Source organism: Kitasatospora sp. NPDC057542, from assembly GCF_042801945.1.
GTDB lineage: Bacteria > Actinomycetota > Actinomycetes > Streptomycetales > Streptomycetaceae > Kitasatospora.
In genome coordinates this window covers 1-25,447 of sequence record NZ_JBHVFE010000024.1, presented here as the reverse complement: position 1 = coordinate 25,447, position 25,447 = coordinate 1, and the positions used below count along the sequence as shown (strand labels likewise).

Genomic DNA, 25,447 nt, shown 5'->3' with positions numbered 1-25,447 from the left:
GGAAACCGCTGTTCGACCAGCGGAACCACAGGCGGAACTATCGGCGGTTCGCTCCCCCGTGCAACCGCCCCCCGCCCGGCGGCCCCGCCCGCGCACATTCCGTCTGACCTGGGCGGATACCCTGCCGACGAGCGAAGTAGGAGGAACTCCCCGACCGGGGCATACTTCTGCCTGGAACGAACCGCCGGAGGCGACTCCAGGCGGAAGTGCGGAACTGCGCAGGACCGACGGAGTGGGGGCGGGGCATGGCGGCCGGGGGCGGTACGGACACGGACGCGAACGAGTTCAGCCGTCTGCTGGCCGGGCACCGGGTGGCGGCGGGCCTGACCCAGGAGGAGCTCGCCGCGGCCGCCGGTGTCAGCCTGCGCGCCCTCGGGGACATGGAACGCGGCCGCACCCGCGGACCGCAGCGGCGCACCGTACGGGCCCTGGCGGAGGCGCTCGGGCTGGACGGGACGCAGGCGCAGGCGCTGGACCGGGCCGCGCAGTCCGGCCGCCCGCGCGGGGCACGGCCGGGCTCGGCGCCCGTCGGGAGCCAGGCCCGGCCCCGCCGGTCCGCCCCGCGCGAAGCCGCCCGCCCGGACGCCCCACGCGCCGACGCCCCGGCGACGGCCCCCGCCGAGACCGGCCAGAGCGCCCTCGCGCTGCCCCGCGACATCGCCGACTTCACCGCCCGGGAGGACGCCCTCGCCCTGCTCGACCGCCTGGCCGAGGACGAGCAGCCGGCCCACCCGCGCGTGGTGCTGATCAGTGGTCAGCCCGGCCTCGGCAAGACCTCCTTCGCCCTGCACGCCGCCCACGCCCTGGCCCCGCGCTTCCCGGACGGCCAACTCTCGCTGGACCTCGGCGGGATGTCCCCGCAGCCGCTGTCCGCCCGGGACGCGCTCGGCCAGGTGCTGCGCGCCCTGGGCGTCGCCGACGCCGCGGTGCCCGCCGGGACGGAGGAACGGGCGGGCCTCTACCGGGCGCTGGTCCGTGAGCGGCGGCTCGTGCTGGTGCTGGACAACGCCGCCGACGAGAGCCAGGTGCGCCCGCTGCTGCCCGGTTCCGGCCCGGCCGTGACCATCCTGACCAGCCGCAACGTGCTGCCCGGACTGGAGTCGGTGCACCGGCTGAACCTGGACGTGCTGTCCCCGGCCGAGGCGGCCGTCCTGCTGGCCCGGATCGCCGGCCGCGAGCGGATCGAGGCCGCACCCGACGCCACCGCCGAGCTGGCCAGCCTCTGCGGCTACCTGCCGCTCGCGCTGCGGATCGCCGGGCAGCGCCTGGTCGCCCGTCCGCAGCAGCCGGTCGCCCACCTGGTGCGCCAGCTCGCCGCCGAGGAGAACCGGCTGGACCTGCTGGAGACGGGCGACCTGGCCGTCCGCCCGGCCTTCGAACTGTCCTATCGGCGGCTGCCCGCCGAGTCCCAACTCGTCCTCCGGCGCTGCGCGTTGACCGCCGGGCAGGACTTCACCGCGGAGATCGCCGCGGCCTACGCGGGCCGGTCGGCGGCCCGCACCGAGCTGGTGCTGGAGCAGCTCGTCGACGCCGGACTGATGCAGCCGGCCACCTCGGACCGCTACCGCCTGCACGACCTGGTGCGGCTCTACGCGGGCGAGCGGCTGGCCGCCGACGAGACGGCCCAGGAGCTGGCCGAGGCCCGTACCGGGGCCGGCCGCCGGATCCTCGGCCGGGCGGCCGCCTACGGACTGCGTTTCGACCCCGACCACGCCACGGACGGGACCGGCACCGGCGGGTCCGCAACCGCGCACCTCACCGAGGCGGCCGCCTGGCTGGAGTACGAGCACCCGGAGTGGCTGGCCGCCCTGCACCAGGCACAGCAGGCCGGCCGGTATCAGGAGGTGGTGGACACCGCCGAGGCGATGCACTGGTTCTCCGACCGGCTGCTGAGCTGGGGCATCTGGGCCGAGGTGTTCCAGCTCTCGGTGGACGCCGCCCGCGCGATCGGGGACAGGCAGGTCGAGGCGGTGCACGTCAACTACCTGGCCTGGACGTACGTCACCTGCCTGCACCGCTACCGGCGCGGCGTCGAACTGGCCACCGAGGGGCTGGAGCTGGCCCGCGCCGTGGGCGACCGGGAGCAGGAGGGCTGGGCCCTCACCTATCTCGCCTCGGGCCTGCGCTACCTCCAGCGCTACCGCGAGGCGACCGACGCCTTCCACCGGGCGGCGGACGCCTTCGCCGGGGTCGCCAACCGGTCGGCGATGATCGGCCGGCTGGTCACCCTGCGGGGCGCCGCCAACTGCCTGCGGGAGTCCGGCCGGGCCGAGGAGGCGGCGGATTCGCGCCGGCGGGCCCTGGCCGGGGCGCTGGAGCTGGTGGAGCGCTGGTCCTCGCCGCTGATCCACCTGCTCGCGGCCATGACCGCGCACGAACTCGGCCTGGACCGCGCGGCGTTGAAGCGCTGGCCGGCTGCCGAGAAGGCCTACCGGCAGGCCCTGGTGCACTTCGAGGCGGTGGGCCGCCCGGACAGCATGACCAAGACGCTGACCGAACTGGGCACCGCGCTGATCGAGCAGGGCCGCGCCGAGGAGGCCCGCGAGCTGCTCACCGAGGCGCTCACCGACCTGAGTGCGGAGGGCCCCCGCTCGGCGGGCGCCGGCCGGCACTGAACGGCGCTCGACGAGACCGCGCCCGGTGGCCGACCCGGTCCGGTAGCGGCCCGCGGCGCCCGGCCATGACAGTGCCCGCCCCGGTCGAACCGGAGGCGGGCACGGGCCGATCGGCCGGTCAGATCCGGGTGTCCTCCACCACCGGCAGCGAGTCGACCGGGACGGAGGCCGGCGCGAAGGCCGTCCGCGGGGCGACGGCGGGCTGCTTGCCGCAGAAGGCCGGCTCCAGGGTGTTCATCAGCCCCTGGGTCACCGAGCCGTTGTTGGAGGCGTTGGCGAAGACCACCACGCTGCGCCGCCCGTCCGGGGTGGTGAAGGACTGGCTGTTGAAGCCCTGCACGATGCCGCCGTGGCCGTACACGTCCCCGCAGGAGAGCGAGATGCGGCGCAGGCCCAGGCCGTAGGCGATCTTCGCGGTGGGGGTGGGCAGGGCGGCGGTCATCTGCTGGAGCGAGGCGTCCGAGACGAGCCCGCCGCTGCTGCCGGCCATCAGCGCGCCGAGGAAGCGGTCGAGGTCCTCGGCGGTGGAGATGACGGCTCCGGCGGCCCACACCCAGGAGCCGGTCTGCTCGGTGGAGTCCAGCAGCGGCCTGCTGCGGTCGTCGTTGGTGAGGTAGCCGGTGACGTGGGCGCCGCGGATCTCCTGGGCGGGCACCACGAAGGAGGTCCTGCGCAGGCCGAGCGGCCGGATGATGCGATCGTCCAGCACCTCCGGGTACGGCCGACCGGTGAGGTGCTCGATCGCCAGGCCCATCAGCACGTAGTCGGTGTTGGAGTAGGAGTAGCGGCTGCCGGGGGTGTACTGCACGCCGTGCCCGACCGACATCGCCACCAGCTCGCGCGGGTCGTAGACCTTGGTGCGGATGCGCGCCTCGAACGCGCTGGTGGTCTCCTCACCGGCCTGCTCCAGCAGGTCGTTGGTGTGGTCGTAGACGCCGGCCCGGTGCTCCAGCACCTGGCGGCCCGTCATGGTCCAGGCCTCCGGCAGGGTGCCCTCGGGCAGGTACTCGCGCAGCGGCCGGTCGAGGTCGATCCGGCCCTCCTGCGCCAGCTGCATCACGAGAACGGCGGTGAACATCTTGCTGTTGCTGCCGACCCGGAACCTCCACGAGGAGTTCATCGGGGTCCCGTCCAGGTCGGCCAGGCCGACGCTCACCGAGCGGGTCCGATCGGCGCCGCCGTGGTCGCGGATCACCGCGAAGGCGCCCGGGGCACCGGCTGTCGTGGTGGCCTGGAGGGCGGCGCGCACACCGGCGAGGTCGGGGGCGGGCGCGTCGGTGGTGTCCTGGCCGGCCGCCGCGGCGGGCAGGGCACCGGTCGCCACCAGGACGGCGCCGGCGGCGGCCACCGCGAGCGGACGCAGAAGGCTGGTCTTCGCCATGTTCCTCGGTTCTCTCGTCAGCTGACGCAGTGTCCGACCGCGCCGTTCGGAGATCACTATCACCGGCCCGGGCGGTTGGTGGCAATGTGAACAGGTTCGCCCGAATTTCCCGTTGTCGGTGGCGAGTTCGGCGGTCGCACCGTTCGTTTCCCGCTCCGGGGCCAAGGTTTCACCTGCCGTCGTCTACCCGCGTCGACGGACGCGCCCCATGCTGTTCGGGCGCTTTCGCGCACTCCGGCGCGCTCCGGTGTTCCCCTCGCCGACCACGGAGGCACCTCCCGTCCCGGGCCCGGCTCACCGGGCCGTCTCCCACCCGAGGAATTGTCATGACTTCGTCCATGAAGCCCCTGAACCCCCGCTCCCGCCGCACCGCCACCGCGATCGGTTCGGCCGTCGCCCTGGTCGCCGCCTCCGCCGGCCTCTGGGCGGCCACCGCCACCACTGCCCAGGCCGCCGCGCTGCCCACGCCCGACCACATCGTCGTCGTGGTGATGGAGAACCACGCCTACACCCAGGTCATCGGCAGCAGCAGCGCCCCGTACATCAACAACACCCTGAAGGCGGGCGGCGCCAACCTCACCCAGTCCTTCGGCATCACCCACCCGAGCGAGCCGAACTACTACGCGCTGTTCTCCGGTTCCACCCAGGGCACCGTCGACGACAGCTGTGTGACGGTCGGCGGCTTCCAGGCCGCCAACCTCGCCTCCGAGGTCATCGCCGCCGGCAAGACCTGGGCCAGCTACAACGAGTCCCTGCCCAGCCAGGGCAGCACCGTGTGCAGCAGCGGCAGCTACGCCCAGAAGCACAACCCGTGGTTCGGCTTCGGCAACGTCCCGCTCAGCTCGGCGAAGACCTTCGCCCAGTTCCCGACCGACTACAGCACCCTGCCGAACGTCTCCTTCGTGGTGCCGAACCTCTGCAGCGACATGCACGACTGCTCGGTCGGCACCGGCGACACCTGGATCAAGAACAACCTCGGTGCGTACGCCGCCTGGGCCCAGACCCACAACAGCCTGCTGGTCGTCACCTTCGACGAGGACAACAAGCTGTCCGGCAACCGGATCCCGACCGTGATCTACGGCGCCCACGTGACGCCCGGCAGCAGCAGCTCCACCACCTACAACCACTACAACGTGCTGCGCACCCTGGAGGACCTGTCCGGCGCCACCGGCCACGCGGGCAACGCGGCCTCCGCCGCCGACATCACCGGCATCTGGAACTGAGCCACGTCACGGTGATCAGGGCTTGACCCGAGCCTGAGCCCGGGCCGGTGGCCGCTCGGCCGTCGGTTCGGGCGCGGTGTCGGAGGTGGTCCCGGTCACGGCCGAGGGCCGCGCGCCGTGCCTGCGCACCCCGGGCACCGCCGCCGTGCCCGCGCAGACCAGCGTCACCAGCGCCGCGGCCGCCAGCAGCGGCACCCGGCTGCCCCAGGCGTCGGCGGCGAGCGGCGCCAGGGCGTACCCGAGCGGGGCCGCGCCCAGCGAGAGCAGCCAGTCGTACGAGGTGACCCGGGCCAGGGCCCCGGCCGGGACGTCCTGCTGCACCACCGTCTGCCACACCGGGTTCAGGAAGCCCAGCCCGGCCATCGCCACCGCCTGCGCGGCCACCGCGAGGGGCACCGGAGCCGGGACGGCCAGCGCGAGCAGCGGCAGCCCGTACAACGCGAGCGCGAGGTTGCCGGCCAGCACCGGGCGGCGGGGGCGGACGCGCCCGGCGATGAGCGAGCCGACCAGCAGACCCACCGCCCCGGCCTGGGTGAGTGCCACCCAGGCGCCGTCGCCGCCGAGGCGGGTGGTGGCGATCAGCGGGCCGAGGGTGAGCAGTACGGCGCTCGCGCCGTTCCACACGCCGTGGGCGATCAGGCTGGTCCAGTACCAGTCCCGGGAGCGCACCTCGCCCCAGCCCTCGGCGAGGTCCCGGAGCAGCGAGCGCGGTTCGGCGGTGGCGCTCTCGGCGCCCCGAGCGCTCTCGACGCGGTCGACGGTGAGCCGGGTGAGCAGCGCGGCGCTCAGCGCGAAGGAGGCGCCGTCCAGCACGAACGCCCAGCCGGGCCCCGCCGTGTACACCAGCAGCCCGGCCAGCGCCGGGCCGCCGAGGCGCGCGGCGCCGGTCGCGGTGCCGAGCAGGGCGTTCGCCCGCAGCCGCAGCTCGCCCCGGACAGTGGCCGCGACCAGCGGCGAGGCGGTGGGCATGGCGAAGGCGGAGGCGATGCCGCCGAGGGCCGAGGCGAGGGCGATGTGCGTCAGGCTCGGACGCCCGCCGAGCAGCTCCAGGCCGACGAGCAGCTGGGCGACGGCCCGGACCAGGTCGGTGGTGAGGGCGACCAGGCGCGGGTCGAAGCGGTCCCCGGCCACCCCGCCGAAGGGCAGCAGGAGCAGCTTCGGCACCACCGCGCAGCCCAGCACCAGGGCGAGCGCGGCGGAGGAGCCGGTGGCCCGGGTGATGGCGATGGCGAGGGCGGCGGGGACGACGGCGTCGCCGAGGGTGGAGATCGTCCGGCCGATGAAGAGCAGGCGGAAGCCGCTCAGGCTCAGGGGGTGTGGTGTCACGCGCCGCACCATATTTCGGTGTCGAAATTTTGGCAACGAATATTTTGATGCCGTTGCTTCAGCCTTTGTAGACTCCTTCCATGGCCGAGCACCACCACCAGCAGGACGCCCCGCCCCGTGACTGGACGGACGGCCACGTCGACCGCTGGCAACCGGTACTGCCCGGCCTCGACCCGGACATCGAGGCCTCCGTGACCCGGATGTCGCGGCTCACCCGCCACCTCGGCCGGGTCCGCGAACAGGGCGTCGCCGACTACGGCCTGCACAAGCACGAGTTCGACACCCTGCACGTGCTCGCCGGCCGCGGCGGCCATGCCGCCCCCTCCGACCTCCGGGCCGACCTCAACCTCGCCCCGGCCTCGGTCACCGGCCGGCTGGAGACCCTGGAGCGGCGCGGCTTCGTCCTGCGCACGCCGTCCACCGAGGACCGCCGGAAGGTCGACATCGTGCTGACCGAGGCCGGGCGGGCCGCCTGGCGCGAGGCCCTGGACGTGGTGGGCCGGGAGGAGCTGCGGCTGCTGGGCGTGCTGTCCGAGGAGGAACGGCGCGCCCTGGCGGACCTGCTGCGGAAGGTGATGCTGGCTCAGGAGGGCGAGGGGTAGGAGCCCGGTCCCGGCCGCCGGGGTCGACCCGCGGTGCCCGCCCCTGGTATCGATAGGGGCGTGCGATTCGAACGTGTGCCGGTGCCGGAGGGCGTGGGGGCGCGGCCCCGGGACGGGCGGGGCTACCCGGTGCCCGCGATCACGCCGTGGCAGGGCGACGTGCCGCAGTTCGCGCTGACCGACCACGGGCGCAGCGCCGACTGCGCGCTGGAGCGCCGGTGCTCGGTGTGCGGGCGGTTCATGGAGCGCGGACCGGTGTGGCGGGTGGTCGGCGCCGCCGAGAGCGAGGCGATCGCCGGGGCGCTCGCGGCCGGGCAGCCGTACCGCAACCTCGCACCCACCATGGAAGGCCCCGGCCACCGGGCCTGCATGCTCTACGCCGCCATGGTCTGCCCGTACCTGGCGCGCCCCAACGCCCGGCGGCGGGCGAGCGCCGAGGACCCCGCCGACGAGCTGACCTCGGCCGCCGTCCGGGGTGCGGCGCGCGGCGGCGCGGGCGCGGTGGTCGGGTTCGGCGACTACGAGTACGCGGTCACCGAGACCCGGGTGCTGTTCCGCTTCCTCGACGTGGTCGAGTTCCTGCCGCACGAGTCGGCCGACGAACACCTGGCCGAGCTGCGCGCCGAGTTGGCGAAGACCTCGTAGGGCCCGCCGGCCCGGCCGGCGGGAAGTGCCGACCGGGCCGGGCCGAGCCGGGGCGTCGGGGGTCAGACCGCTCGGGTCTGCGCCCAGTCGTAGAGGCGGTGGGCGCCGTCCCCGAGGCGGGTGGCGTACAGCGTGCCGGCCGGGCCGCCCGCGAGCTCCTCGGTGGTGGTGGTGACGCCGACCACCGTGCCGGTCCCGGTGCCCGGGTCGAACCGGGCGAAGTGGGGGCCGCCGCTGGCCCCGTGCGACATGTCGCAGGTCTCGCCCCACAGCAGCGGGGCCTTGGGCCCCGGTCGGGCCGGTCCGGCGCAGTGGATCATGCGCGAACCGGTGTACCGGCCGCCGGGGTTGTTCAGCCGGTCCTTGGGATACCCGAAGGCGTGCACGAACTCGCCCTCGGCGGGCGGGGTGAACGCGATCTGCTGGCTGCCGGTGACGTCCGCGATCCGCCGCCCCCCGGCTGAACGGTTCGCCACCAGGACGCCGGTGTCGTGACCGGCCGCGGCGACCGCGTCCGAGGTGGTCCCGGCCGGATCGGCGTCCCAGCGGGAGGAGGTGGCCATGGTCCTGATGCTGAACCCGCCGAGCGGCTTGGTCCCGTTGCGGTAGCCGGGCACGAAGTAGAGGTTGTGGTTCCAGGTGTCGTCGGCCGTGGGGGCCCCGACACCCCGCAGGCAGTGCGCCGCCGTGATGACGGTGCTGCGGTTGGCGCTGTTGACGACGGTCGCGGTGCAACTGCCGTCGTAGCCGTCGGAGAAGGTGAAGAAGAGCCGCCCGACGCTCCGGTTCACCGCTCCGCCGTGGGTCCACACGGCCCCGGGGTCGGGGGTGTCCGCGGGCAGCGGCCGCGGGTCGTCGGGCGTGTTGTCGTCCTCGGGGACGGGCGTGATCTCGGGGACCAGGGCGCCCGCCAGCCTCATCCGGTCGGGCGTCCAGTAGGCGTCGATCCGGTCGCGCTCCTGCGCGGTGGTGGTGCCGGAGTGCGTCGTGACGGTTTCCCGTTCCGCGGCGAGGGCCGTGCTCGGCAGCAGCACCGCCGCCGTGGTCGCGCTCAGCAGGAGGGCGCCCGCGGCGGCGAGCCTGCGGGGCAGTGTGCGGTCGGTGGCCTTCGTTCCAGGTGTCTTGGGCATGTGCGGCACCGTAGGCGCGGCACGTCAGGCTTCCGTGTGGAGCGGGTTTCGGTCCGCCGTCGAAAGGATCAGGTTCCGGTAACGGCGTTTCGGCCTCGTATCGGTGGTCGCCACCGCAGCTGATCTGCCATCAGGGGCGGTAGGATGGCAGGCCCTTGATGGTGGAGACCTGGGTCGGCGCGGCCGAGCCGTCGGCGGGCAGGGTGCTGATGCCGTCCGGGGTGCGGACCGCGATGGTCCTGCCGTCGGGGGACCAGGCGGGTTCGGTGTAGTCGGTGGTGGCCGACGGGGTGAGGTCCTTCTCGGCCGTCTGGTCGATCTGCGTGGAGCGGGTGAACAGGTGGTCGTGCCCGTTCACCGAGCGGACGAAGACGACGTGCTCGCCGTCCGGGGCGAGGGCCGGCTGCGAGCCCTTGCCCAGGTCCCGGGTCGCCGGCCGGATGTAGTCGTCGTACAGGTACACCTCGTTGGCCGGGGTGTTGGCGTAGACGATCTCGCCCCGGTGGCCGCCCGCGTTGGCCCAGGTGTTGCCGGTCTGCGGCGGCTGCGGCAGCGGATCGCCGCCGCCCTCGGAGATGCGCGGGGTGAGCACCTCGGGGGTGGCGCCGGGGGACTTGGTGAGGACCTTCGCCAGCCGCAGCGTGCCGCTTTTCTCGGAAGTGAAGACGATGGCGGCGTACCGCTCCAGCGCCTCGGCGCCGGCGATGACGCTCGGGTCGGCGGTGGCGTGCTGCCAGGTCGGGTGGGACCAGGTCTCGCCACCGGGGTTCCTGGCGAGGACGACCTTGCCGCTGCCGTCCGGGTTGGCGGTCATCAGGTCGCCGTTGCCGTTGACGAAGGCGGCCTTCTTGCCGTCGGGGGACCAGGCCAGGTCGCGGACGACGGTGCCGAAGTCGACGGTGGCGCCGTTCAGCGCGACGGTGCTGGTGCCGGTGGAGATGGTCAGGTGGTTGGCGGCCGAGGTGCCGTTGACCACCTTGCCGCCGGGCGCGGCACTGCCGGAGGGGGCGGGAGCGCCGGGCGCGGTCGTCCCCGGCGCCGCCGCCCCGGGGGCGGCGCCGGTCGGGGCGGCGGTGGGGGCGGAGTCGCCGTTCTCGGGGCCGCAGGCGGAGACCAGGACGGCGCCGACGCTGACCATCAGCGCGATCGCCGCGGTGGTGCCGAACCGGTTCCGCACGGAGCTGTTGTGCACGGACATCTTCCACGTCCCCCTCGGGTGCTGTTCGCTTCCGACGAGAAGCCTCCCAGGACGAGGTCAGCGGCGGATGCGTGCCGCGTCACAGCCGTGGAACAGCGCGGGCGCGCCGTGGCCCCGCGGGGGTGTCGTTCAGAGGCCGAGTTCGGTGAGGCCGGGGTGGTCGTCGGGGCGACGGCCGAGCGGCCAGTGGAACAGCCGCTCCTCGGCGCTGATCGGCAGGTCGTTGATGGAGGCGTACCGGCGGGCCATCAGGCCGTTCCGGTCGAACTCCCAGTTCTCGTTGCCGTAGCAGCGGTACCAGTGGCCGGCGTCGTCGTGACACTCGTAGGCGAAGCGGACGGCGATGCGGTCGCCGCCGTACGCCCAGAGTTCCTTGATCAGGCGGTAGTCCAGCTCGCGCTGCCACTTGCGGGTGAGGAAGTCGGCGATCCGCTCGCGGCCGGTGAGGAACTCGGAGCGGTTGCGCCAGCGGCTGTCCGGCGTGTAGGCGAGGGCGACCCGTTGGGGGTCGCGGGTGTTCCAGGCGTCCTCGGCGGCCCGGACCTTCCGGCGGGCGGTCTCCTCGGTGAACGGGGGCAGGGGAGGGCGCTGCTCGGTGCCGGTCTCGGGCATGGTGCTCCTCGGAATGGGTGTTCCGTCGATGAGAACGATCGTTCTCGCTGTTCTGGTTACGATAGGAGAACCATCGTTCTCACGCAAAGGGCACGGCAGATGGAGCAGGAAGACCCGCGGGCCCGGATCCTCGACGCGGCCGAGGAACTGTTCTACGGGCAGGGCATCCAGGCCGTCGGCATGGACGCCGTCCGGGCCGCCTCCGGCGTGACCATGCGCCGCCTCTACCAGCACTTCCCGTCCAAGGGCGAGCTCGTCGAGGCCTACCTGCTGCGCCGCGACGGTCGCTGGCGGGCGAGCCTCGCCGTGTACGTCTCGCGCACCGGGGGCTGCCCGCAGGACCAGCTGCTCGCGGTCTTCGACTGGCTCGGCCGGTGGTTCGCCGAACCCGGCTTCCGGGGCTGCGCCTTCGTCAACTCACTCGGTGAACTGGGTGCCGTCAGCCCCGCGGTGGTGGCCGCTGCCCGGCACCACAAGGCGGAGTTCGGCGGCTACCTCACGGGCCTGGCCGAGGCCGCCGGTGCCCCGCCCGCCACAGCCGTCCACCTGACCCTGCTGGCCGAGGGGGCGATCACCAGCGCGGCCGTCCACGGCGACCCGACGGCCGCCGCCGATGCCAAGGAGGCCGCCCGGTTGCTTCTCGACGCGACGGCGCGGGCCCGGTAGCCCGGGGGCGGCGCGCCCCTCGCTCCGGTCAACCACCCTGTGTCAGGCCGCCGTTGCTCATCAGCAGCTGCCCGTTGACCGCGAAGTGCCGGTCGAAGCTCTCGACCGTGGTGTCCAGCAGACCGGAGTCGACGGATTCGCGATGGCACAGCACCAGCGCGGTGACCGGGCCGAGCCTCTGCCCGGCCTCGGCGAAGGCCCGTGCGGGTGCCTGCGGATCGGCCAGGTCGGCCTCGATCGGGAGCGCGCGGGCACCGTGCTCGCGCAGACCCCGGGCGATGTTCGTCGCCGCGGCCTCCTCGGCGCCCCAGGCCATCCGTCGGTCGTAGGCGGTCCAGTAGGTGAAGGAGAGGTCCCACCCGGAGGCCGCCGGCCCCCCGGCGATCCCGGCGCCGATGCCGACCGTCCGGCCCACCCCCGTGACCAGGGCCACCGGGCGGGGGAGTTGCGGCTTCGGGCGGTCCCGATGGGGCGTCATGAGGTGCGATCGTCGCGGGCCGAACCGTCCCGGGCAAGTGCTTTTCGGCCGAACGCGCGTTTATCGCCCGTTGATCACCGTCTCCTAGCCTCGGGCGTATGGACGAGAGAACGGTCGAACGGCCGGGGGCGCTGCCCGAGGGACGGATGACGGAGCAGGACGCCGAGCGGTTCCGGCAGCTGCTGGCACGGCTGGAGGACTCATTGGCGGTGGACCGGAAGGTGGCGGGGCGCAATGCCTGAGTGCGCCGGGCTGCGCCCGGTGGCGGTGCTGCCGGTGGCGGTCCTGCCGCTCTGGCGGCGGGCCGAGGCCGAGGGCCACCGGAACGCGGACCGGCCCGGGGTGCTGCGGGGGCACCCCGGGCCGGTGGGCGGGCCCGGCGGCCCGGACGGCCAGGACGGCCAGGGCGGACCGGGCGGTCCGAGCGGGAGGGCCGGCACGGCGCCGGAGGGCTGACCATCCGTCAGCAGCTGCAGTCGCAGCAACAGCCGTCGCAGCAGTCGCACCCGTCACAGCAATTGCAGCAGTCGCAGCAGCCGGAGCAGTCGCAGCAGTCGGGGCAGTCGACATCGTGCCGCTCGCAGAAGCCCGTGCGGCGCTCACGGCTGAACGGGTCCTCGTGGTCGCAGCAGAGAAGCTGGCAGGTGCAGGCCATCAGCGCCCACATCGCGCACCCGGCGAGCAGGTTGCGCGGGTTCGGCGGCTTCTCGCCGGGCGGGGTGAAGCCCGGGCCCTGCGGCACCCACGGCGGGACCGGCGCCTGGTCCGGCGGGGTCTCCCGCGGCGGCGCTTGGTGCGGGTGCTCGCCGGTGGCGGTGCCCGCCGCGTCAGGGCGGCGGCAGCTCGCGCCGTGCCGGGCCGGCCCGAAGACCCGATCCACCGCGCGCTCGGTCTCGTGCGCGAGCAGCACGTGCACCAGGGCGCGGTCGGTCAGTTCGACCTCGCGCAGCGCGAGCCGAATGCCGTGGACGGCGTCGCGGCAGAGCCGTTCGGCCTCGGCGCGGTCGGCCCCGGTGGCGGTCAGCGGGTTCCAGGCGCCCGAGGCCGCGTCGGCTGCCTGGTCCTCGGCGGCGTCGAGGAGGTGGGCGAGTCGGCCGAACAGCCGCCCGGCTTCGGCGAGCGGGGCGGCGTTGCCAGGGCGTCCGGCGATCACTGCGGTGTGTGCGAAGGCGGCCGAGGTGGCGGTCTCGGTGGGTTCGGTGACCAGCAGGACGGACCCGCCGGGCCGCAGCGAGCGCTCCAACTTGCCTTGCCGGTGGGCCGCGTCGAGCAGCACGGCGGTGTCGAAGCCAAGGGTCGAGGCGCTGCCCGTGCTCTGCCGGTCCCAGCGCCGGGTGACGGCACGGGCCCCGACGGCGACCGGGCGGCGGGCGAAGACTCCGTCGCGGTCCTCGACGTGGTCACGGATCTTGACCGAGGCGAGCGCCAGCGAGACGGCGGCGGCGAGCCGGGCGCCTTCTCCCTTGGCGACGGAGGCGGTCCGCATGCCGCGCAGCGGGCACGGCCCGGCGGTGCGGCGCCAGGAGGAGTCCTCCCGGGCGGCCTGGGCCTCGACCAGTACGGAGATGATCAGGCCGTCGTAGTTGGTCGCCGTCCGGGCGAGCTGCCCGTGGTCGTCCCGCAGCGCGAGGCAGAGCCCGCACAGGTGGGCCATCCAGGAGGTCTGCAAGTGCTCGGACAATCGGTGCCTGCACGGTCTGATGATGCCGAACACGCGGGTCCCCCTCGCCTCACGGGCCGCCGACCGGCCACGATTCGCCGCACATCATATGATCGGCGCCCCTTCCGGGCCGAGGGCCCGTCAAGCCGCGATCCGGCCGGAGGGGGTGGCCGCGCGCCCCGCCCCGGCCCGCCGGGTGTGCCAGGCGGGGCCGCCGGGTGCGCCGGGCAGGGCCGTTCCGGCTCGCGGGCCGGTCCGTGGGGCGGCCCGCCCCCGACGGTCGGCAGGCGTCTGTACTCGGCTGCCTCCCCACGAGCCCGTTCGCTCCTCGACTCTTGCGCCGTCGCGTGGATGGCGTATCTTGAACGCGTTCAATTGAACGCGTTCAAAGGGGGGTGTCGCGGGTGACCGAGTATCGGCGGGTGCCGGCCTGCCAATGGGGGTGGGCCGTGGCCGCGGTGGTGGTGGCGGCGATCGGGGCGGGCCTGGGGGTCGCCGTCGCGACGTACTTCGGCGCGCTCTTCGTGATCACCACGCTGGTGGCCGCCTCCCCGCTCGCCCTTCGGGAGAATCCGAAGACCTTCGCCCGGGCGTGTCTTTCCGTCGGGACAGGCCTGCTGGTCTGGGCGCTGATCGGCGTCATTGTGGGGATGTTCGTGTTCATCCCTGCGGCCCTGCTGTTGTTCGTCGCCTCCTTCGCCGCCCGCGGCAACCGGCCCGGCGCGTGGTTCGCGCTCGCCGTACCCCTGGCGGGTGCGGCGGCAGTGGTGGCGTTCCTGGCGCTGTTCGTTCGCGAATAGTGCGACCCGAACGGCGAACCGCCGCCCACCTTCCACGCGGCTGTCGGGGGTCATGGAGCCCGCCACTCGGTCGCGCCGGCCAGGCGGAGTCGTGTGCCCAGCTCGGTGAGTGGATCTCACATCCGGGATAGCATCGCGAATATGGGAATCGACACGGCCGCCGACGAGCGGCTGGCGCAACGGCTCGCCGAGCTGAGGCTGGAACGCGGATGGACCCTGGAGGAGTTGGCGCGGCTGGCGGACGTCAGCCGGTCGACGCTGTCCCGGGTGGAGCGGGCGGAGGTCAGCCCGACGGCCGCGCTGCTCGGGCGGCTGTGCGCCGTCCACGGGCGGACCATGTCGCGGCTGCTCGCCGAGGTGGAGTCCGGCCCGGCCCCGCTGCTGCGGGCCGGAGAACAGCAGGTGTGGCGGGACGAGACGACCGGGTTCGTCCGCCGTTCGGTCTCGCCGCCGCACGGCTCGCTGCGGGCGGAGATCATCGAGGGCCGGTTGCCGGCCGGCGCGGACATCGCCTACGACCGAGCCTGCACGCCCGGCCGGGAGCATCACCTCTGGCTGTTCGAGGGGCGACTGGAACTGACCGTGGACGGCGCGCCGCAGCCGCTCGGCCCCGGCGACTGCCTGCGCTACGTCGGCGGCACCAGCCGCTTCCGCAGCCTCGGCCCGGGCGAGGCCCGGTACGCGCTGGTGGTGGTCGAGCCGTGAGCGCCGTGACCGGCCCGATAGCCGAGGAGCCCGAGGAGAGCAAGGAGCCCGAGGAATCCAAGGAGCGCTTCGACGCCGCCGGGCGCCGGGTCCTGCTGGTCTGCGTCGCGGGCGGCTTCACCACGCTGCTCGACCAGTCCGTCCTCAACACCTCCATCCCCGCCCTGCGCGAGACCCTGAACGCCGGGCCCGCCGACCTCCAGTGGATCGTCGCCGGCTACTCGCTCGCCTTCGGCCTCGCGCTGATCCCCGGCGGGCGGCTGGGCGACGTCAAGGGCCGCAAGTGGTTCTTCGTCACCGGCCTGGCCCTGTTCACCCTGGTCAGCCTGGTCTCGGCGACCGCCACCGAGCCCGGGGTGCTGGTCGCCGCCCGGCTGCTCCAGGGCGCGGGCGCCGGCCTGGTCAACTCCCAGATGATCGGCACCCTCCAGGACGTCTTCGACGGCCAGCTGCGGGCCCGCGCCCTCGGCATGTACGCCGTCACCGGCGGCCTCGCCTTCGCGCTCGGACCGCCGATCGGCGGCGCGGTGCTGGCCCTGGCCGGCCCCGAGCACGGCTGGCGGCTGACCTTCCTGCTCAACGTTCCCTTCGGCCTCGCCACCGTCGCCCTGGCGGTCCGTCACCTGCCGAAGCCCCGCCCCGGTTCTCGGAACGCCGACCTCGACATCCTCGGCCTGCTGCTGGTCGGGGCGCTCACCCTGGCCCTGATGCTGCCCTTCGTCCGGCCGCCCGGCTGGACCGGCTGGCTCGCCTTCGCGGCCGCCGCCCTGCTGCTGCTCGGCGCGCTCGCCGGGTGGCAGCGCCGCTACGCCCGCACCGGCGGCCACCCGCTGATCCACCCGGCCCTGACCCGCTCCGCGCCGTACGCGCTCGGGACGGCCACCGCGATGGCCCAGTTCGGCTCCTCGCTCGCCGCCTCGCTGGTCCTCACCATGTTCCTCCAGGACGGCCTCGGCCTCTCCCCGATGGGCGCCGCGCTGGTCGCCCTGCCCTCCGCCGTGGCCATGGGCGTCGCCTCCGCGCTCGCCTGGCGGGTCGTCCAGCGCTACGGCCGGCGCACCGTCACCGTCGGAATGATCGGCTCCGCGCTCGCCATACTGCTCAGCGGGCTGCTCGCGCTCCGGGCGCCCGTCACCGTCCTGCCCTGGCTGCTGGCGCTGCTGCAACTGCTCGGCGGCGCCTCGGTCGGCCTGATGGGCTCCACCAACCAGGCGTACGTGCTGCGCCACGCGCCCGCCGAGGCGGCCGGGGTGAGCGGGGCGATCCTGCAGATGGCCCAGCGGATCGCGGCGGCCGTCGCGGTCTCGGCACTGTCCGGGGTCTACCTGCGGGAGACCGCCGGGGGCGGCGGGCACCGCTCCGCCTTCCTGACCGCGAGCGTGGTGTGCGCCGCGGTGGCCGGACTCGCCGTCCTGGCCTCGGTGTTCGCCGGCCGAGCCACGGCCCGGGAGCAGCGCGAGGGCGGACCGGTCGCGCTGAGCCGAGGGCGAACGCCGGTCCGCTAGGCGGTGGTCGGTGCGTACCGTGGCAGGCATGACCGACGTACGGAACCGGACCGTGGACCTGCCCGGGGTGACGCTCGCCTACCGCGAGAGCGGACGGCCCGACGGACCGCCCCTGGTCCTGCTGCACGCCCTCGGCGAGCGCGCCGCCGACTGGGACACCGTCCTGCCCGACCTCGCCCCCGCCCACCGGGTGTTCGCGCTCGACCTGCGCGGCCACGGCGACAGCGCCCGCACCGCCGCCTACTCGCTGGAGGCGATGCGGGACGACGTGCTGTCCTTCCTCGACGCCCTCGGGCTCGCCCGCGTCGACCTGGTCGGCCACTCGATGGGCGGCGCCGTCGCCCACCTGCTCGCCCAGGCCGCGCCGGAGCGGGTCGACCGGCTGGTCCTGGAGGAGATCCCCGCGCTGTACCCGCGCCCGGCGAGCGTGGTGCCCGAGGACCCGGCGCAGGACGTGCACTTCGACTGGGCGATGGTCCGGGCGGTCAAGGCCCAGTTCGACGATCCCGACCCGGCCTGGCGGGCGGGGTTGGACCGGATCACCGCTCGCACCCTGGCGGTGGCCGGCGGCCCGGTCAGCCCCGTCCCGCAGGAGCGGATCGCCGAACTCGCCCGGCTGATCCCGGACTGCCGCCTGGTCACCGTCGAGGCCGGGCACCTGGTGCACGGTGCCCGGCCCGCCGAGTTCGTCGCCGCGGTGGCGCCGTTCCTGGCCCGGTGAGCTGCCGGGCCGCTTCTGCCGGAAGGGTCAGACGCCGTGCTCGGCGGGCAGCCGCCCGCTGCGCACCGCCGTCAGCAGGTCGGTGTGGTCGGCCTCGGTGCGGTCCGCGTAGGCCACCGCGAAGGCGGCGACCGCCTCGTCCAGCGCCTCGCTCTTGCCGCAGTACCCGGCCAGCAGGCCCGGGTCGGCGGTGTGCGAGTGCGCCCGGGCCAGCAGGGTGCCGGTGATCCGGGCGTAGTCGTCCAGCTGGGCCGGCAGCAGCGCGGCCGGGTCGACGCTGCCCTTGCGGTTGCGGAACTGCCGGACCTGGTAGGGGAGTCCGTCGACCGTCGTCCAGCCCAGCAGGGTGTCGCTGACCACCTGCATGTGCTTCTGGCCGAGCACCACCCGGCGGCCCTCGTGCCCGTCCGCCGCCGGCTGTGGCCCGTTCGGCAGGTACGGCAGCAGGGCGGAGGGACGGGCCTCCTTCACCTGCAGCACCAACGGCTGGTCCCGGTGGTCGGTGAGCAGCACCACGTACGAGCGGGTGCCCACACTGCCGGTGCCGACCACCCGGAACGCCACGTCCTGCACCCGGTAGCGGGACAGCAGGGTGCGTACCTCGGCCGGCACCGTCTCGACGTACGGGCCGAGCGCGTGGGCGACGGCGCGGGCGGTCGCGTCGGTGACCTCGGTGAGCACCGGGGCGGCGGCCGTGAAGCGCCAACCGCCGTCCGCGGTCCGGGCGGTGTTGCGGGCGGCGAACCGCGCGCTGGTGTTGCCGAGTGCCTTCGCGCCGACCTTGCGCAGCACCTCGGCGAGGTCGTGCGCCTCGGCGAAGGAGACCAACTGCTCGTCCGCGATGGCGTTCCAGGCGTCCAGCCCGGGCAGCTTGGCGAGCGTGCGCACGGTCCGGCGGTACGAACCGGCCGCGTGCTGGGCGGCCTCGCGCGCGGTGCTCTCGCTCGCCCCGGCCTCCCGGGCGGCCAGCACCAGGCTGGCGGCGAGCCGCTTGAGGTCCCACTCCCAGGGGCCGGGGACGGTCTCGTCGAAGTCGTTGATGTCCAGGACGAGTTGGCCGCGGGCATCCCCGTACAGGCCGAAGTTCGCGGCGTGCGCGTCCCCGCACAGCTGCGCGCCCACCCCGGTCACCGGCGTGCCCGCGAGGTCGGCGGCCATCAGCCCGGCCGACCCGCGCAGGAACGCGAACGGACTGGCGGCCATCCGGCCGACCCGGATCGGTACCAGCCGGGCTATTCGGCCCGAGTTGGAGGCCTCCAGCGCGGTCACGGCCGTCGGCCGGCCGGGCGCGGGGGAGAACTCCGCGTGCCGCTCCCGGGGCACCTGCGTCCGCAGTTCCTTGCCGCGCGCCCGCGCCTGCCCGTCCTGCGCCGAGGCGAACCCGGCCACCGCGAACCCGCGCCGGGTCCGCCCGTCCCGCCCCGCCGCCGGCCCCGGCTGCTCCCCGGCCGCCTCGGCCCCACCCACGTGCGCCACTTTCCCTGCCCGTCCCTTCCGGTCCTCACCCCGCCCGCGACCTGCGCGGACGTTCGTCGGGGGGAGTGACGTACGGCGGTGCGCGGTGGTTCCGGGGGGTCGGGGTCCGCTTGTGGCGTGAAGGGGTGGCGCGGGGGCGAAGTGGGGCGTGTGGGGCCTGGGGGTGGCGCGGTGGCGGGGGTGAACGACCTCGGGGGGGCGTTGGTCGTGAGGACTGGTGTACGGCGGTGCGTGGTGGTTCCGGGGGGCTTCTGGCACGAGGGGGTGCACGGGGGGCGGACAGGGCGCGGGGGTGGGGACGGGCGTGCGGGGTGAAGGGGTAGCGTGGGGCGCGTGGACGATCTCGGGGGGAACGGTCTTCGGGCGCACCGGCGCACGCGCCTGGCGGCCGCGTCGGCGGCGATGCTGACCGTGGCGGCCGGGCTGGGCGTGCGGGCGGTGCTGGGCGGGGACTTCGCCAAGTACGCCGGGGACGCGCTCTACACCGTCCTGCTGTACACCCTGCTCGTGCTGGCCGTGCCGAGGGTGCGCCCCGGCCGCGCCGCCGTCCTGGCCGCCGGGCTCAGCTGGGCGGTGGAGCTGTTCCAGCTCACCGGCCTGCCGGACGCCTGGGGGCGGCACAGCACGCCGGCCCGGCTGGTGCTGGGCTCGACCTTCAACCCGCCGGACCTGCTCTGGTACCTGGTCGGCGCGGGCTGCGCCGGGGTGCTCCACCGGATGCCGCGGACCTCCCGGGCCGCGGCACCCGGCGGAGCGACCTGACGATCCGTCAGATCGGAAGCAGCTCCGGCCGCTTGGGCTCGACGTGGTCGCCCGAGGACTCGCCGCGCAGGCGCCGGCCGACCCAGGGCAGCAGGTGCTCGCGGGCCCACTGGATGTTCTCCCGCCGCTGGTCGGCGGGGGTGAGCACGCGGGCGTCCGGCCACGGGGCCTCCGGGTCCTGCTCGGTGCGCAGGCCCAGTGAGCGCGCGGCCAGCAGGGCGACCCGCTGGTGGCCCTCGGGGGACAGGTGCAGGCGGTCCTCGCTCCATGCGCGGCGGTCCTGGACCGCGCGCAGCGACCACAGGTCGGCCACCTTGCAGCCGTTGCGGTCGGCGATGGCGCGCACGTGCCCGTTGTAGGTGGCGATCTTGCCGCGCAGGTGCTTCAGCAGCGGCACGTCCTTGGTGTCGAAGCCGGTGCAGATCAGCACCGTCCCGGCGTTCTCGGCGAGTTGGACGACGGCGGCCTCGAAGCGCTCGGCCACCTCGTCCGGGTCGCTGCCCGGCCGGAGGATGTCGTTGCCGCCCGCGCAGAAGGTGGCCAGGTCGGGATGGAGGCGGCGGACCTGCGGCACCTGCTCGGCGGTGATCTGGTCCAGCAGCCGGCCGCGCACCGCGAGGTTGGCGTAGCGGAAGGCGCCCGTCGGGCGCCCGTCGGCGAGTATTCCGGCCAGGCGGTCGGCCCACCCGGCGAACCTGCCATCGACGCCGGGGTCGTTCAGACCTTCGGTGAAGCTGTCCCCGAGAGCGGCATACGAATCGAGGTCAAGGGTCTCCTGGAGATTCGGCATGAAAGAGATAGTTCACCCAATCAAGTGACCTACGCCACCGTAGGTGACCCCGGCGGCACGTGAGATGGGCCACGTGCCCTCGTCGGCCGCTTCCGCCCGCAGACGCCCCGTCCCCGGAAAGCACAAGATCCGCACCCTCTTCCGCTTTCCGGCCGGTCCGGCGGATGCTCGAAGGGAGCGGCCGCTCCGGCCGCCGTCCTTCTGGGGGAAGGCATCCATGACCACCGACCCGCGCTCCGAACGGCCCGAGAACTGGTCCATCGACGACCGGTGCACCAACTGCGACGTCGCCCGGCAGCTGGCGCCCGGCCTGATCCGCGAGCACGAGGGCCGCTCCGAGCTGGTCCGCCAGCCGCGCGACGAGGCCGAGCGCCGGCAGCTGCTCGCCGCCGCCCACGCCTGCCCGACCCGCTCCATCCGCCCCGGCACCGGGCCGCTGGACCCGGCCGGGGACCCGTTCCCGCTGGCCCTCGCCGACGACCTGCTGCTGCTCGGTCACAACTCCCGCCGCACCGCGGGCGCCAACTCCTACCTCTGCCGCCGCCCGACCGGCTGGGTGATGGTCGACACGCCGCGCTACAGCGAGGCCCTCGCGGCCCGGTACGCCGGGCTCGGCCCGGTCACCGACGTCCTGCTCACGCACCGCGACCACGCCGTGCACGGCCGGGCGTACGCCGACCGGTTCGGCGCCCGGCTCTGGATCCACGAGGGCGATCTGGAGGCCGCCCCCGACGCCGACCGGGTGCTGCGCGGCACCGGGCCGACGGAGATCTCGCCCGGCCTGGTCGCCCACCCGTTCCCCGGCCACACCCGGGGCAGCGTGCTCTTCCTCGCGGACGAGCGGTACTGCTTCAGCGGCGACAGCATGTACTGGTCCCGCACCACCGGGGACATCGAGGTGGTGGAGTCGGTGACCTGGTACTCGATCGAGGAGCTCGCCGCCTCGCTGCGGCGCGGCCTCGGCGTGCTGCGCTTCGAGTGGCTGCTGCCCGGCCACGGCGACCGGCACCGGATGCCCGCCGAGGAGGCGGACCGCCGGCTGCGGGCGCTGGCCGAGCGGTGCCGGGAGCTGCGGCCCGTGCCCGTGGACTTCAGCGCGGTCCGCTGGTAGCGACGGTCCGCCGGCAGCGGCGGCCGGGCCGCGCGCCGGACGCCCTGTGCGCCCGTGCCTGCGCCGGGTGCGCGGGGGCGTGCGACCGCCGGGAGCGCTGGCGCGGGTGTGCGAACGGTGCCGCCGGGGCAGCCGCCTTGGGAACGAAGGTGTTCGGCCCCGTGAACCCCGAACTCCGTGCGGCGAACTCCCCGCGACCCAAGGATGGTTGAGCCATGCTCACACAGACTCCGGAGCGCCACGCCCGGCCGCGTCGCTACCTGATGTGCCGGCCGACGCACTTCACCGTGGACTACGCGATCAACCCGTGGATGGACCCCGCCCAGCCCACCGACACCGCGCTCGCCCTGCGCCAGTGGGAACGGCTCTACTGGACGTACCGCCGGCTCGGCCACACCGTCGAGCTGATCGACCCGGTGCCCGGCCTGCCCGACATGGTGTACGCCGCCAACGGCGCCACCGTGCTGGACGGCCGGGCCCTGGTCGCCACCTTCCGCCACCCGGAGCGGGCCGCCGAGTCGCAGGCCTACCAGGCCTGGTTCCGTGAGCGCGGCTACCGCGAGGTGCGCCGGGCCGGGCACGTCAACGAGGGCGAGGGCGACCACCTGGTGGTGGGCCGACGGGTGCTCGCCGGGACGGGCTTCCGCACCTCGCGCGCTGCGCACGCCGAGGCCGGGGAGCTGTTCGGCGTGCCGGTGGTCAGCCTGACCCTGGTCGATCCGCGCTTCTACCACCTGGACACCGCACTGGCGGTGCTCGCCGACGACCACGTCATGTACTACCCGGAGGCCTTCGACGCCGACAGCCGTTCGGTGCTGCGCGCGCTCTACCCGGAGGCGATCCTCGCCGACCGTGCCGACGCCGAGGTGTTCGGGCTCAACGCGGTCTCGGACGGCCGCCGGGTGCTGTTGCCGGAGGCCGCCAAGAACCTGGCCGGCCGCCTGGCCGAGCACGGCTACCAGCCGGTCCCGGTGGACGTGTCGGAGCTGCTGAAGGGTGGCGGCGGGGCGAAGTGCTGCACCCTGGAGCTCAGGCCGGAGTGACGGTGTCGGCTCCCGCGGCCGTGACCAGCAGCACCTCCAGGGTGCGCGGCCCGTGCACCCCCTCCACCCGGTCCAGCTCGATGTCGCTGGTGGCGGACGGCCCCGAGATCCAGGTCTGCGGCCGTACCGGATCGAGCCGAGGCAGCGCGAGCGGCACCGAGGCGACGACCTGCTCCGGCGTCCGGACCACGCAGACGTGGTGGTCGGGGACGAGCGAGAGCAGCCGCCGCCCCTGGCCAGGACCGGCGTCCAGCACGATCGTCCCGGTCTCGGCGACGGCCAGCGCGCAGCCGGTCACCACACTGTCCACGGCGTCCAGCCGGGCGGCGGTCAGCGTCCCGTCGTCCGCGAGGAGCTCGACCCCCTCGGCCTCGGCCGCGGTGAGCCAGGCGGGCGGCAGCCCGGCCGGCACCACGACCGTGCGGCTGCCCCGCTCGATCAGCAACCCGGCGATCCGCCGTGGCAGTTCGTCCTCGCGACAGCGGTGCACCAGGGCCCGGTAGTCGGCCAGATTGTGGTGCAGGAGGTCGAGCAGCGCCGCCGGGTCGTCGGCCGGCACGTGTGCCGTCAGGTAGTCGCGGGGCAGGGGCTGTTCGGCCACCTCGGTGGTGTCGCCGAGTGCGGCCCGGATCCGGCCGAGGACCAACTCCCGGGAGTTCCGGGGGCCGTCGGGCCGGGTGTGGTCGGATGCGGTCATGTGCGGTTCCTCCGCCACCAGTCGCGGAAAGGTTCGGCCGGCACCTCCGGCAGGTCCCGGGTGTCGGTCCAGGCCCGTCCGGGCCCGGGCAGCCGGCGCGGGTGCAGCGACCGGGTGCGGCAGGCCAGCCGCTCGGCGGCGGTGAGCGCGGCCGGGTGGTCCAGTACGAACCCGGCGGCCGCCATCGCGGCCCGCTCCAGCGGGTGCCCGCCCTGTTCGGCGACCCGCTCGCGCAGGTGCACCAGCACCTCGGGGATGTCGATCGCCACCGGGCACACGTCGTAGCACGCCCCGCAGAGCGAGGAGGCGTACGGCAGCGAGGCGTCCACCGGGCTTTCGGTACCGCGCAGTTGGGGTGTCAGGATGGCGCCGATCGGCCCCGGGTAGACCGAGCCGTAGGCGTGCCCGCCGGCCCGCTCGTACACCGGGCAGACGTTGAGGCAGGCCGAGCACCGGATGCAGCGCAGCGCCTGGCGCCCGACCTGGTCCGCGAGCGCGGCGGTGCGGCCGTTGTCCAGCAGCACCAGGTGGAACTCGGACGGGCCGTCGCCCTCCGTCGTTCCGGTCCAGAGCGAGGTGTACGGGTTCATCCGCTCGGCGGTGGAGGAGCGGGGGAGCAGCTGGAGGAAGACCTCCAGGTCCCGCCAGGTCGGTACGACCTTCTCGATCCCGACCACCGAGATCAGCGTGCGCGGCAGGGTGAGGCACATCCGGCCGTTGCCCTCGGACTCGACCACCACCAGGGTGCCGGTCTCGGCGACCATGAAGTTGGCTCCGGAGACGGCGACTTCGGCGCGCAGGAACTTCTCCCGCAGGTGCAGCCGGGCGGCCTCGGCGAGTTCGGCGGGGGAGTCGGTGAGGCCCCTGGGCGCCGGGCGGCCCCAGGCGGCCATCCGGTCGGCGAAGATCTCCCGGATCTCGGCCCGGTTGCGGTGGATCGCCGGCACCAGGATGTGCGAGGGCCGGTCGTCGCCCAACTGCACGATCAGTTCGGCGAGATCGGTCTCGTAGGCGGTGATCCCCTCGGCGGCAAGTGCCTCGTTGAGCTCGATCTCCTGGGTGGCCATCGACTTGACCTTGACGACCTCCGTCCGGCCGGTGGCCTTGACCAGCCCGGCGACGATCCGGTTGGCCTCCTCGGCGTCGGCGGCCCAGTGCACGGTGCCGCCGGCCGCCGTGACGGACTCCTCCAGCTGGACCAGGTAGCGGTCGAGGTGGCGCAGCGTGTGGTCCTTGATCGCCTTCCCGGCGGCGCGCAGCCGGGCCCAGTCGGTGAGTTCGGCGACGGCCCGGGCCCGTTTGTCGCGGATGGTGTGGGTGGCGTGCCGCAGGTTGGCGCGCAACTGCTCGTTCCGTACGGCCTCGGCGGCGGCCTGCGGGAAGGCGGGCATGCCGAGGAAGGTGCCGGCCGTGTTTCCGGTTCGCTCGCTCATGCGGACGGCCTCCAGGGGTGCTCCTCGGTACTGGCCAGGATCTCCGCCAGGTGCAGTGGCCGCAGCGGCGCGCCCTTGCGCCGCAGGGTGCCGCCGAGGTGCAGCAGGCAGGAGTTGTCGGCGCCGCACAGCACCTGGGCGCCGGTGCCGAGGGCGTTGGCGATCTTGTCCTCGGCCATGGCCGCCGAGACCGCCGCGTTCTTGACCGCGAAGGTGCCGCCGAAGCCGCAGCACTCCTCGGCCCCGGGCAGCTCGACCAACTCCAGGCCCTCGACGGCGCTCAGCAGCCGGCGCGGTCGTTCGCCGAGGCCGAGCAGGCGCAGGCCGTGGCAGGACGGGTGGTAGGTGACGGTGTGCGGGAAGTGGGCGCCGACGTCCTCGACGCCGAGCACGTCGGTCAGGAACTCGGTCAGCTCGACCACCCGGGGCACCAGATCGGTGGCCAGGTCGGCCAGTTCGGTGCCCCGGCCCTCGACGGCGGCCCGGGCGCCGATCCGGGGGTAGTTGTCCCGGACCATCGCCACGCAGGAGCCCGAGGGCGTCACCACGTGGTCGTACCCGGCGAAGGCCTTCGCCGTCCGCCGGACCAGCGGTTCGCAGGCCCTGCGGTAGCCGGTGTTGTACTGCGGTTGCCCGCAGCAGGTCTGTCCGGCGGGGAAGTCCACCGTCACGCCGAGCCGTTCCAGCAGCCGGACGGTCGCCACCGCCGTGCCGGGGAACAGCGCGTCGTTGACGCAGGTGGCGAACAGCGCGACCCGCATCCGGGCTCCCTTCTGCCGAACTTCCGCCGGACGGGCGGACATCGCAGGTGCGGACGTCGCAGGTGCGGACGCCGGACGGCACCGGTCCGCTCGTGATCGTACCGAGC

Annotated in this window: 25 protein-coding genes and 1 pseudogene; 14 read left to right on the top strand and 12 right to left on the bottom strand. The window is 74.4% G+C overall.

Features of this window, described 5'->3' with window-relative positions:
* Positions 1-245: 245 nt before the first annotated feature.
* Complete coding sequence (locus ACFU7Y_RS05530) at positions 246-2,615, top strand: ATP-binding protein (RefSeq protein WP_380766556.1); 2,370 nt, start codon at positions 246-248, stop codon at positions 2,613-2,615.
* 118 nt (positions 2,616-2,733) lie between these two features.
* Here ACFU7Y_RS05530 and ACFU7Y_RS05525 read toward each other — a convergent pair whose 3' ends face one another.
* The gene (locus ACFU7Y_RS05525) at positions 2,734-3,996 is read right to left on the bottom strand and encodes a serine hydrolase domain-containing protein (RefSeq protein WP_380766555.1); all 1,263 of its coding nucleotides are present in this window, start codon (positions 3,994-3,996) and stop codon (positions 2,734-2,736) included.
* A gap of 338 nt (positions 3,997-4,334) precedes the next feature.
* Here ACFU7Y_RS05525 and ACFU7Y_RS05520 point away from each other — a divergent pair, with 338 nt between their 5' ends.
* A complete protein-coding gene (locus ACFU7Y_RS05520; RefSeq protein ID WP_374120111.1) occupies positions 4,335-5,219 on the top strand; it encodes an alkaline phosphatase family protein in 885 nt (294 codons plus the stop codon).
* Between the two features lie 15 nt (positions 5,220-5,234).
* Here the strand turns inward: ACFU7Y_RS05520 and ACFU7Y_RS05515 are convergent, their stop codons facing one another.
* Positions 5,235-6,545, bottom strand: coding sequence for an MFS transporter (locus ACFU7Y_RS05515; RefSeq protein ID WP_380766554.1), 1,311 nt, complete (start codon positions 6,543-6,545; stop codon positions 5,235-5,237).
* A gap of 80 nt (positions 6,546-6,625) precedes the next feature.
* Between ACFU7Y_RS05515 and ACFU7Y_RS05510 the strand changes: the two genes are divergently transcribed.
* Together ACFU7Y_RS05510 and ACFU7Y_RS05505 are read left to right on the top strand one after the other, a co-directional pair.
* Complete coding sequence (locus ACFU7Y_RS05510) at positions 6,626-7,147, top strand: MarR family winged helix-turn-helix transcriptional regulator (RefSeq protein WP_224285487.1); 522 nt, start codon at positions 6,626-6,628, stop codon at positions 7,145-7,147.
* A gap of 60 nt (positions 7,148-7,207) precedes the next feature.
* Positions 7,208-7,792 (top strand): hypothetical protein, encoded by a 585-nt coding sequence (locus ACFU7Y_RS05505; RefSeq protein WP_380766553.1) that lies wholly within the window; start codon positions 7,208-7,210, stop codon positions 7,790-7,792.
* A gap of 62 nt (positions 7,793-7,854) precedes the next feature.
* On the opposite strand, the gene ACFU7Y_RS05500 is transcribed toward ACFU7Y_RS05505, so the two are convergent.
* The 3 genes from ACFU7Y_RS05500 to ACFU7Y_RS05490 form a co-directional block, all read right to left on the bottom strand.
* The gene (locus tag ACFU7Y_RS05500; RefSeq protein ID WP_224285213.1) at positions 7,855-8,922 is read right to left on the bottom strand and encodes a serine protease; all 1,068 of its coding nucleotides are present in this window, start codon (positions 8,920-8,922) and stop codon (positions 7,855-7,857) included.
* A gap of 130 nt (positions 8,923-9,052) precedes the next feature.
* Positions 9,053-10,120, bottom strand: coding sequence for a TolB family protein (locus ACFU7Y_RS05495; RefSeq protein WP_380766552.1), 1,068 nt, complete (start codon positions 10,118-10,120; stop codon positions 9,053-9,055).
* 129 nt (positions 10,121-10,249) lie between these two features.
* Complete coding sequence (locus ACFU7Y_RS05490) at positions 10,250-10,732, bottom strand: nuclear transport factor 2 family protein (protein ID WP_224285259.1); 483 nt, start codon at positions 10,730-10,732, stop codon at positions 10,250-10,252.
* A gap of 99 nt (positions 10,733-10,831) precedes the next feature.
* Between ACFU7Y_RS05490 and ACFU7Y_RS05485 the strand changes: the two genes are divergently transcribed.
* On the top strand, positions 10,832-11,398 hold the full coding sequence (locus ACFU7Y_RS05485) for a TetR/AcrR family transcriptional regulator (RefSeq protein WP_380766551.1): 567 nt from the start codon (positions 10,832-10,834) through the stop codon (positions 11,396-11,398).
* A gap of 67 nt (positions 11,399-11,465) precedes the next feature.
* Here ACFU7Y_RS05485 and ACFU7Y_RS05480 read toward each other — a convergent pair.
* Positions 11,466-11,876, bottom strand: a pseudogene (locus ACFU7Y_RS05480) (SDR family NAD(P)-dependent oxidoreductase); the annotation flags it as partial.
* Positions 11,877-11,974: 98 nt separating this feature from the next.
* Between ACFU7Y_RS05480 and ACFU7Y_RS05475 the strand changes: the two are divergent.
* Positions 11,975-12,118 carry a hypothetical protein gene (locus tag ACFU7Y_RS05475; protein WP_224285257.1) on the top strand — a complete coding sequence of 48 codons (144 nt, stop codon included), beginning with the start codon at positions 11,975-11,977 and terminating at the stop codon, positions 12,116-12,118.
* On the top strand, positions 12,111-12,332 hold the full coding sequence (locus tag ACFU7Y_RS05470) for a hypothetical protein (protein ID WP_380766550.1): 222 nt from the start codon (positions 12,111-12,113) through the stop codon (positions 12,330-12,332). Before ACFU7Y_RS05475 ends, ACFU7Y_RS05470 begins: the two co-directional genes overlap by 8 nt.
* 7 nt (positions 12,333-12,339) lie before the next feature.
* Here the strand turns inward: ACFU7Y_RS05470 and ACFU7Y_RS05465 are convergent, their stop codons facing one another.
* Positions 12,340-13,590, bottom strand: coding sequence for a DUF5685 family protein (locus ACFU7Y_RS05465; RefSeq protein WP_380766549.1), 1,251 nt, complete (start codon positions 13,588-13,590; stop codon positions 12,340-12,342).
* Positions 13,591-13,985: 395 nt separating this feature from the next.
* Between ACFU7Y_RS05465 and ACFU7Y_RS05460 the strand changes: the two genes are divergently transcribed.
* From ACFU7Y_RS05460 to ACFU7Y_RS05445, 4 genes are all read left to right on the top strand, one after another.
* Positions 13,986-14,336: a hypothetical protein gene (locus ACFU7Y_RS05460; RefSeq protein ID WP_380766548.1), complete on the top strand. Its 351-nt coding sequence runs from the start codon at positions 13,986-13,988 to the stop codon at positions 14,334-14,336.
* A gap of 141 nt (positions 14,337-14,477) precedes the next feature.
* The gene (locus ACFU7Y_RS05455; protein WP_224284335.1) at positions 14,478-15,041 is read left to right on the top strand and encodes a helix-turn-helix domain-containing protein; all 564 of its coding nucleotides are present in this window, start codon (positions 14,478-14,480) and stop codon (positions 15,039-15,041) included.
* Entirely contained in the window at positions 15,038-16,546 is a 1,509-nt protein-coding gene (locus tag ACFU7Y_RS05450; protein WP_224284334.1) for an MFS transporter, read from the top strand. The genes ACFU7Y_RS05455 and ACFU7Y_RS05450 overlap by 4 nt, the downstream gene beginning before the upstream one ends.
* A gap of 28 nt (positions 16,547-16,574) precedes the next feature.
* Entirely contained in the window at positions 16,575-17,267 is a 693-nt protein-coding gene (locus tag ACFU7Y_RS05445) for an alpha/beta fold hydrolase (RefSeq protein ID WP_224284333.1), read from the top strand.
* A gap of 27 nt (positions 17,268-17,294) precedes the next feature.
* Here the strand turns inward: ACFU7Y_RS05445 and ACFU7Y_RS05440 are convergent, their stop codons facing one another.
* A complete protein-coding gene (locus ACFU7Y_RS05440) occupies positions 17,295-18,743 on the bottom strand; it encodes a DUF2252 domain-containing protein (protein WP_380766547.1) in 1,449 nt (482 codons plus the stop codon).
* 402 nt (positions 18,744-19,145) lie between these two features.
* On the opposite strand from ACFU7Y_RS05440, the gene ACFU7Y_RS05435 reads away from it, so the two are divergent.
* The gene (locus ACFU7Y_RS05435) at positions 19,146-19,505 is read left to right on the top strand and encodes a DUF2809 domain-containing protein (RefSeq protein ID WP_224285103.1); all 360 of its coding nucleotides are present in this window, start codon (positions 19,146-19,148) and stop codon (positions 19,503-19,505) included.
* A 7-nt stretch (positions 19,506-19,512) separates the two neighbouring features.
* On the opposite strand, the gene ACFU7Y_RS05430 is transcribed toward ACFU7Y_RS05435, so the two are convergent.
* Positions 19,513-20,295, bottom strand: coding sequence for an SGNH/GDSL hydrolase family protein (locus ACFU7Y_RS05430; RefSeq protein WP_224285101.1), 783 nt, complete (start codon positions 20,293-20,295; stop codon positions 19,513-19,515).
* 217 nt (positions 20,296-20,512) lie between these two features.
* Between ACFU7Y_RS05430 and ACFU7Y_RS05425 the strand changes: the two genes are divergently transcribed.
* Both ACFU7Y_RS05425 and ddaH read left to right on the top strand, forming a co-directional pair.
* The gene (locus ACFU7Y_RS05425; RefSeq protein WP_224285102.1) at positions 20,513-21,406 is read left to right on the top strand and encodes a 4Fe-4S domain-containing protein; all 894 of its coding nucleotides are present in this window, start codon (positions 20,513-20,515) and stop codon (positions 21,404-21,406) included.
* Between the two features lie 215 nt (positions 21,407-21,621).
* Positions 21,622-22,449, top strand: a complete 828-nt coding sequence (gene ddaH / locus ACFU7Y_RS05420) for a dimethylargininase (protein ID WP_224281838.1) — start codon at positions 21,622-21,624, stop codon at positions 22,447-22,449.
* On the opposite strand, the gene ACFU7Y_RS05415 is transcribed toward ddaH, so the two are convergent.
* The 3 genes from ACFU7Y_RS05415 to ACFU7Y_RS05405 are packed head-to-tail and all read right to left on the bottom strand — an operon-like array spanning position 22,436 to position 25,340.
* Positions 22,436-23,146, bottom strand: coding sequence for a lactate utilization protein C (locus ACFU7Y_RS05415; protein WP_224281839.1), 711 nt, complete (start codon positions 23,144-23,146; stop codon positions 22,436-22,438). The genes ddaH and ACFU7Y_RS05415 overlap by 14 nt on opposite strands.
* A complete protein-coding gene (locus ACFU7Y_RS05410; RefSeq protein ID WP_380766546.1) occupies positions 23,143-24,579 on the bottom strand; it encodes a lactate utilization protein B in 1,437 nt (478 codons plus the stop codon). The genes ACFU7Y_RS05415 and ACFU7Y_RS05410 overlap by 4 nt, the downstream gene beginning before the upstream one ends.
* Positions 24,576-25,340, bottom strand: coding sequence for a (Fe-S)-binding protein (locus ACFU7Y_RS05405; RefSeq protein ID WP_224281841.1), 765 nt, complete (start codon positions 25,338-25,340; stop codon positions 24,576-24,578). Before ACFU7Y_RS05405 ends, ACFU7Y_RS05410 begins: the two co-directional genes overlap by 4 nt.
* Positions 25,341-25,447 lie beyond the last annotated feature (107 nt).

Coding starts and splice junctions, on each gene's coding strand:
- ACFU7Y_RS05525 (WP_380766555.1), bottom strand. CDS start 3,996: ATGGCGAAGACCAGCCTTCTGCGTCCGCTCGCGGTGGCCGCCGCCGGC.
- ACFU7Y_RS05425 (WP_224285102.1), top strand. CDS start 20,513: ATGACCACCGACCCGCGCTCCGAACGGCCCGAGAACTGGTCCATCGAC.
- ACFU7Y_RS05500 (WP_224285213.1), bottom strand. CDS start 8,922: ATGCCCAAGACACCTGGAACGAAGGCCACCGACCGCACACTGCCCCGC.
- ACFU7Y_RS05510 (WP_224285487.1), top strand. CDS start 6,626: ATGGCCGAGCACCACCACCAGCAGGACGCCCCGCCCCGTGACTGGACG.
- ACFU7Y_RS05415 (WP_224281839.1), bottom strand. CDS start 23,146: ATGACCGCATCCGACCACACCCGGCCCGACGGCCCCCGGAACTCCCGG.
- ACFU7Y_RS05410 (WP_380766546.1), bottom strand. CDS start 24,579: ATGAGCGAGCGAACCGGAAACACGGCCGGCACCTTCCTCGGCATGCCC.
- ACFU7Y_RS05445 (WP_224284333.1), top strand. CDS start 16,575: ATGACCGACGTACGGAACCGGACCGTGGACCTGCCCGGGGTGACGCTC.
- ACFU7Y_RS05495 (WP_380766552.1), bottom strand. CDS start 10,120: ATGTCCGTGCACAACAGCTCCGTGCGGAACCGGTTCGGCACCACCGCG.
- ACFU7Y_RS05530 (WP_380766556.1), top strand. CDS start 246: ATGGCGGCCGGGGGCGGTACGGACACGGACGCGAACGAGTTCAGCCGT.
- ACFU7Y_RS05475 (WP_224285257.1), top strand. CDS start 11,975: ATGGACGAGAGAACGGTCGAACGGCCGGGGGCGCTGCCCGAGGGACGG.
- ddaH (WP_224281838.1), top strand. CDS start 21,622: ATGCTCACACAGACTCCGGAGCGCCACGCCCGGCCGCGTCGCTACCTG.
- ACFU7Y_RS05490 (WP_224285259.1), bottom strand. CDS start 10,732: ATGCCCGAGACCGGCACCGAGCAGCGCCCTCCCCTGCCCCCGTTCACC.
- ACFU7Y_RS05455 (WP_224284335.1), top strand. CDS start 14,478: ATGGGAATCGACACGGCCGCCGACGAGCGGCTGGCGCAACGGCTCGCC.
- ACFU7Y_RS05520 (WP_374120111.1), top strand. CDS start 4,335: ATGAAGCCCCTGAACCCCCGCTCCCGCCGCACCGCCACCGCGATCGGT.
- ACFU7Y_RS05405 (WP_224281841.1), bottom strand. CDS start 25,340: ATGCGGGTCGCGCTGTTCGCCACCTGCGTCAACGACGCGCTGTTCCCC.
- ACFU7Y_RS05470 (WP_380766550.1), top strand. CDS start 12,111: ATGCCTGAGTGCGCCGGGCTGCGCCCGGTGGCGGTGCTGCCGGTGGCG.
- ACFU7Y_RS05430 (WP_224285101.1), bottom strand. CDS start 20,295: ATGCCGAATCTCCAGGAGACCCTTGACCTCGATTCGTATGCCGCTCTC.
- ACFU7Y_RS05485 (WP_380766551.1), top strand. CDS start 10,832: ATGGAGCAGGAAGACCCGCGGGCCCGGATCCTCGACGCGGCCGAGGAA.
- ACFU7Y_RS05435 (WP_224285103.1), top strand. CDS start 19,146: ATGCTGACCGTGGCGGCCGGGCTGGGCGTGCGGGCGGTGCTGGGCGGG.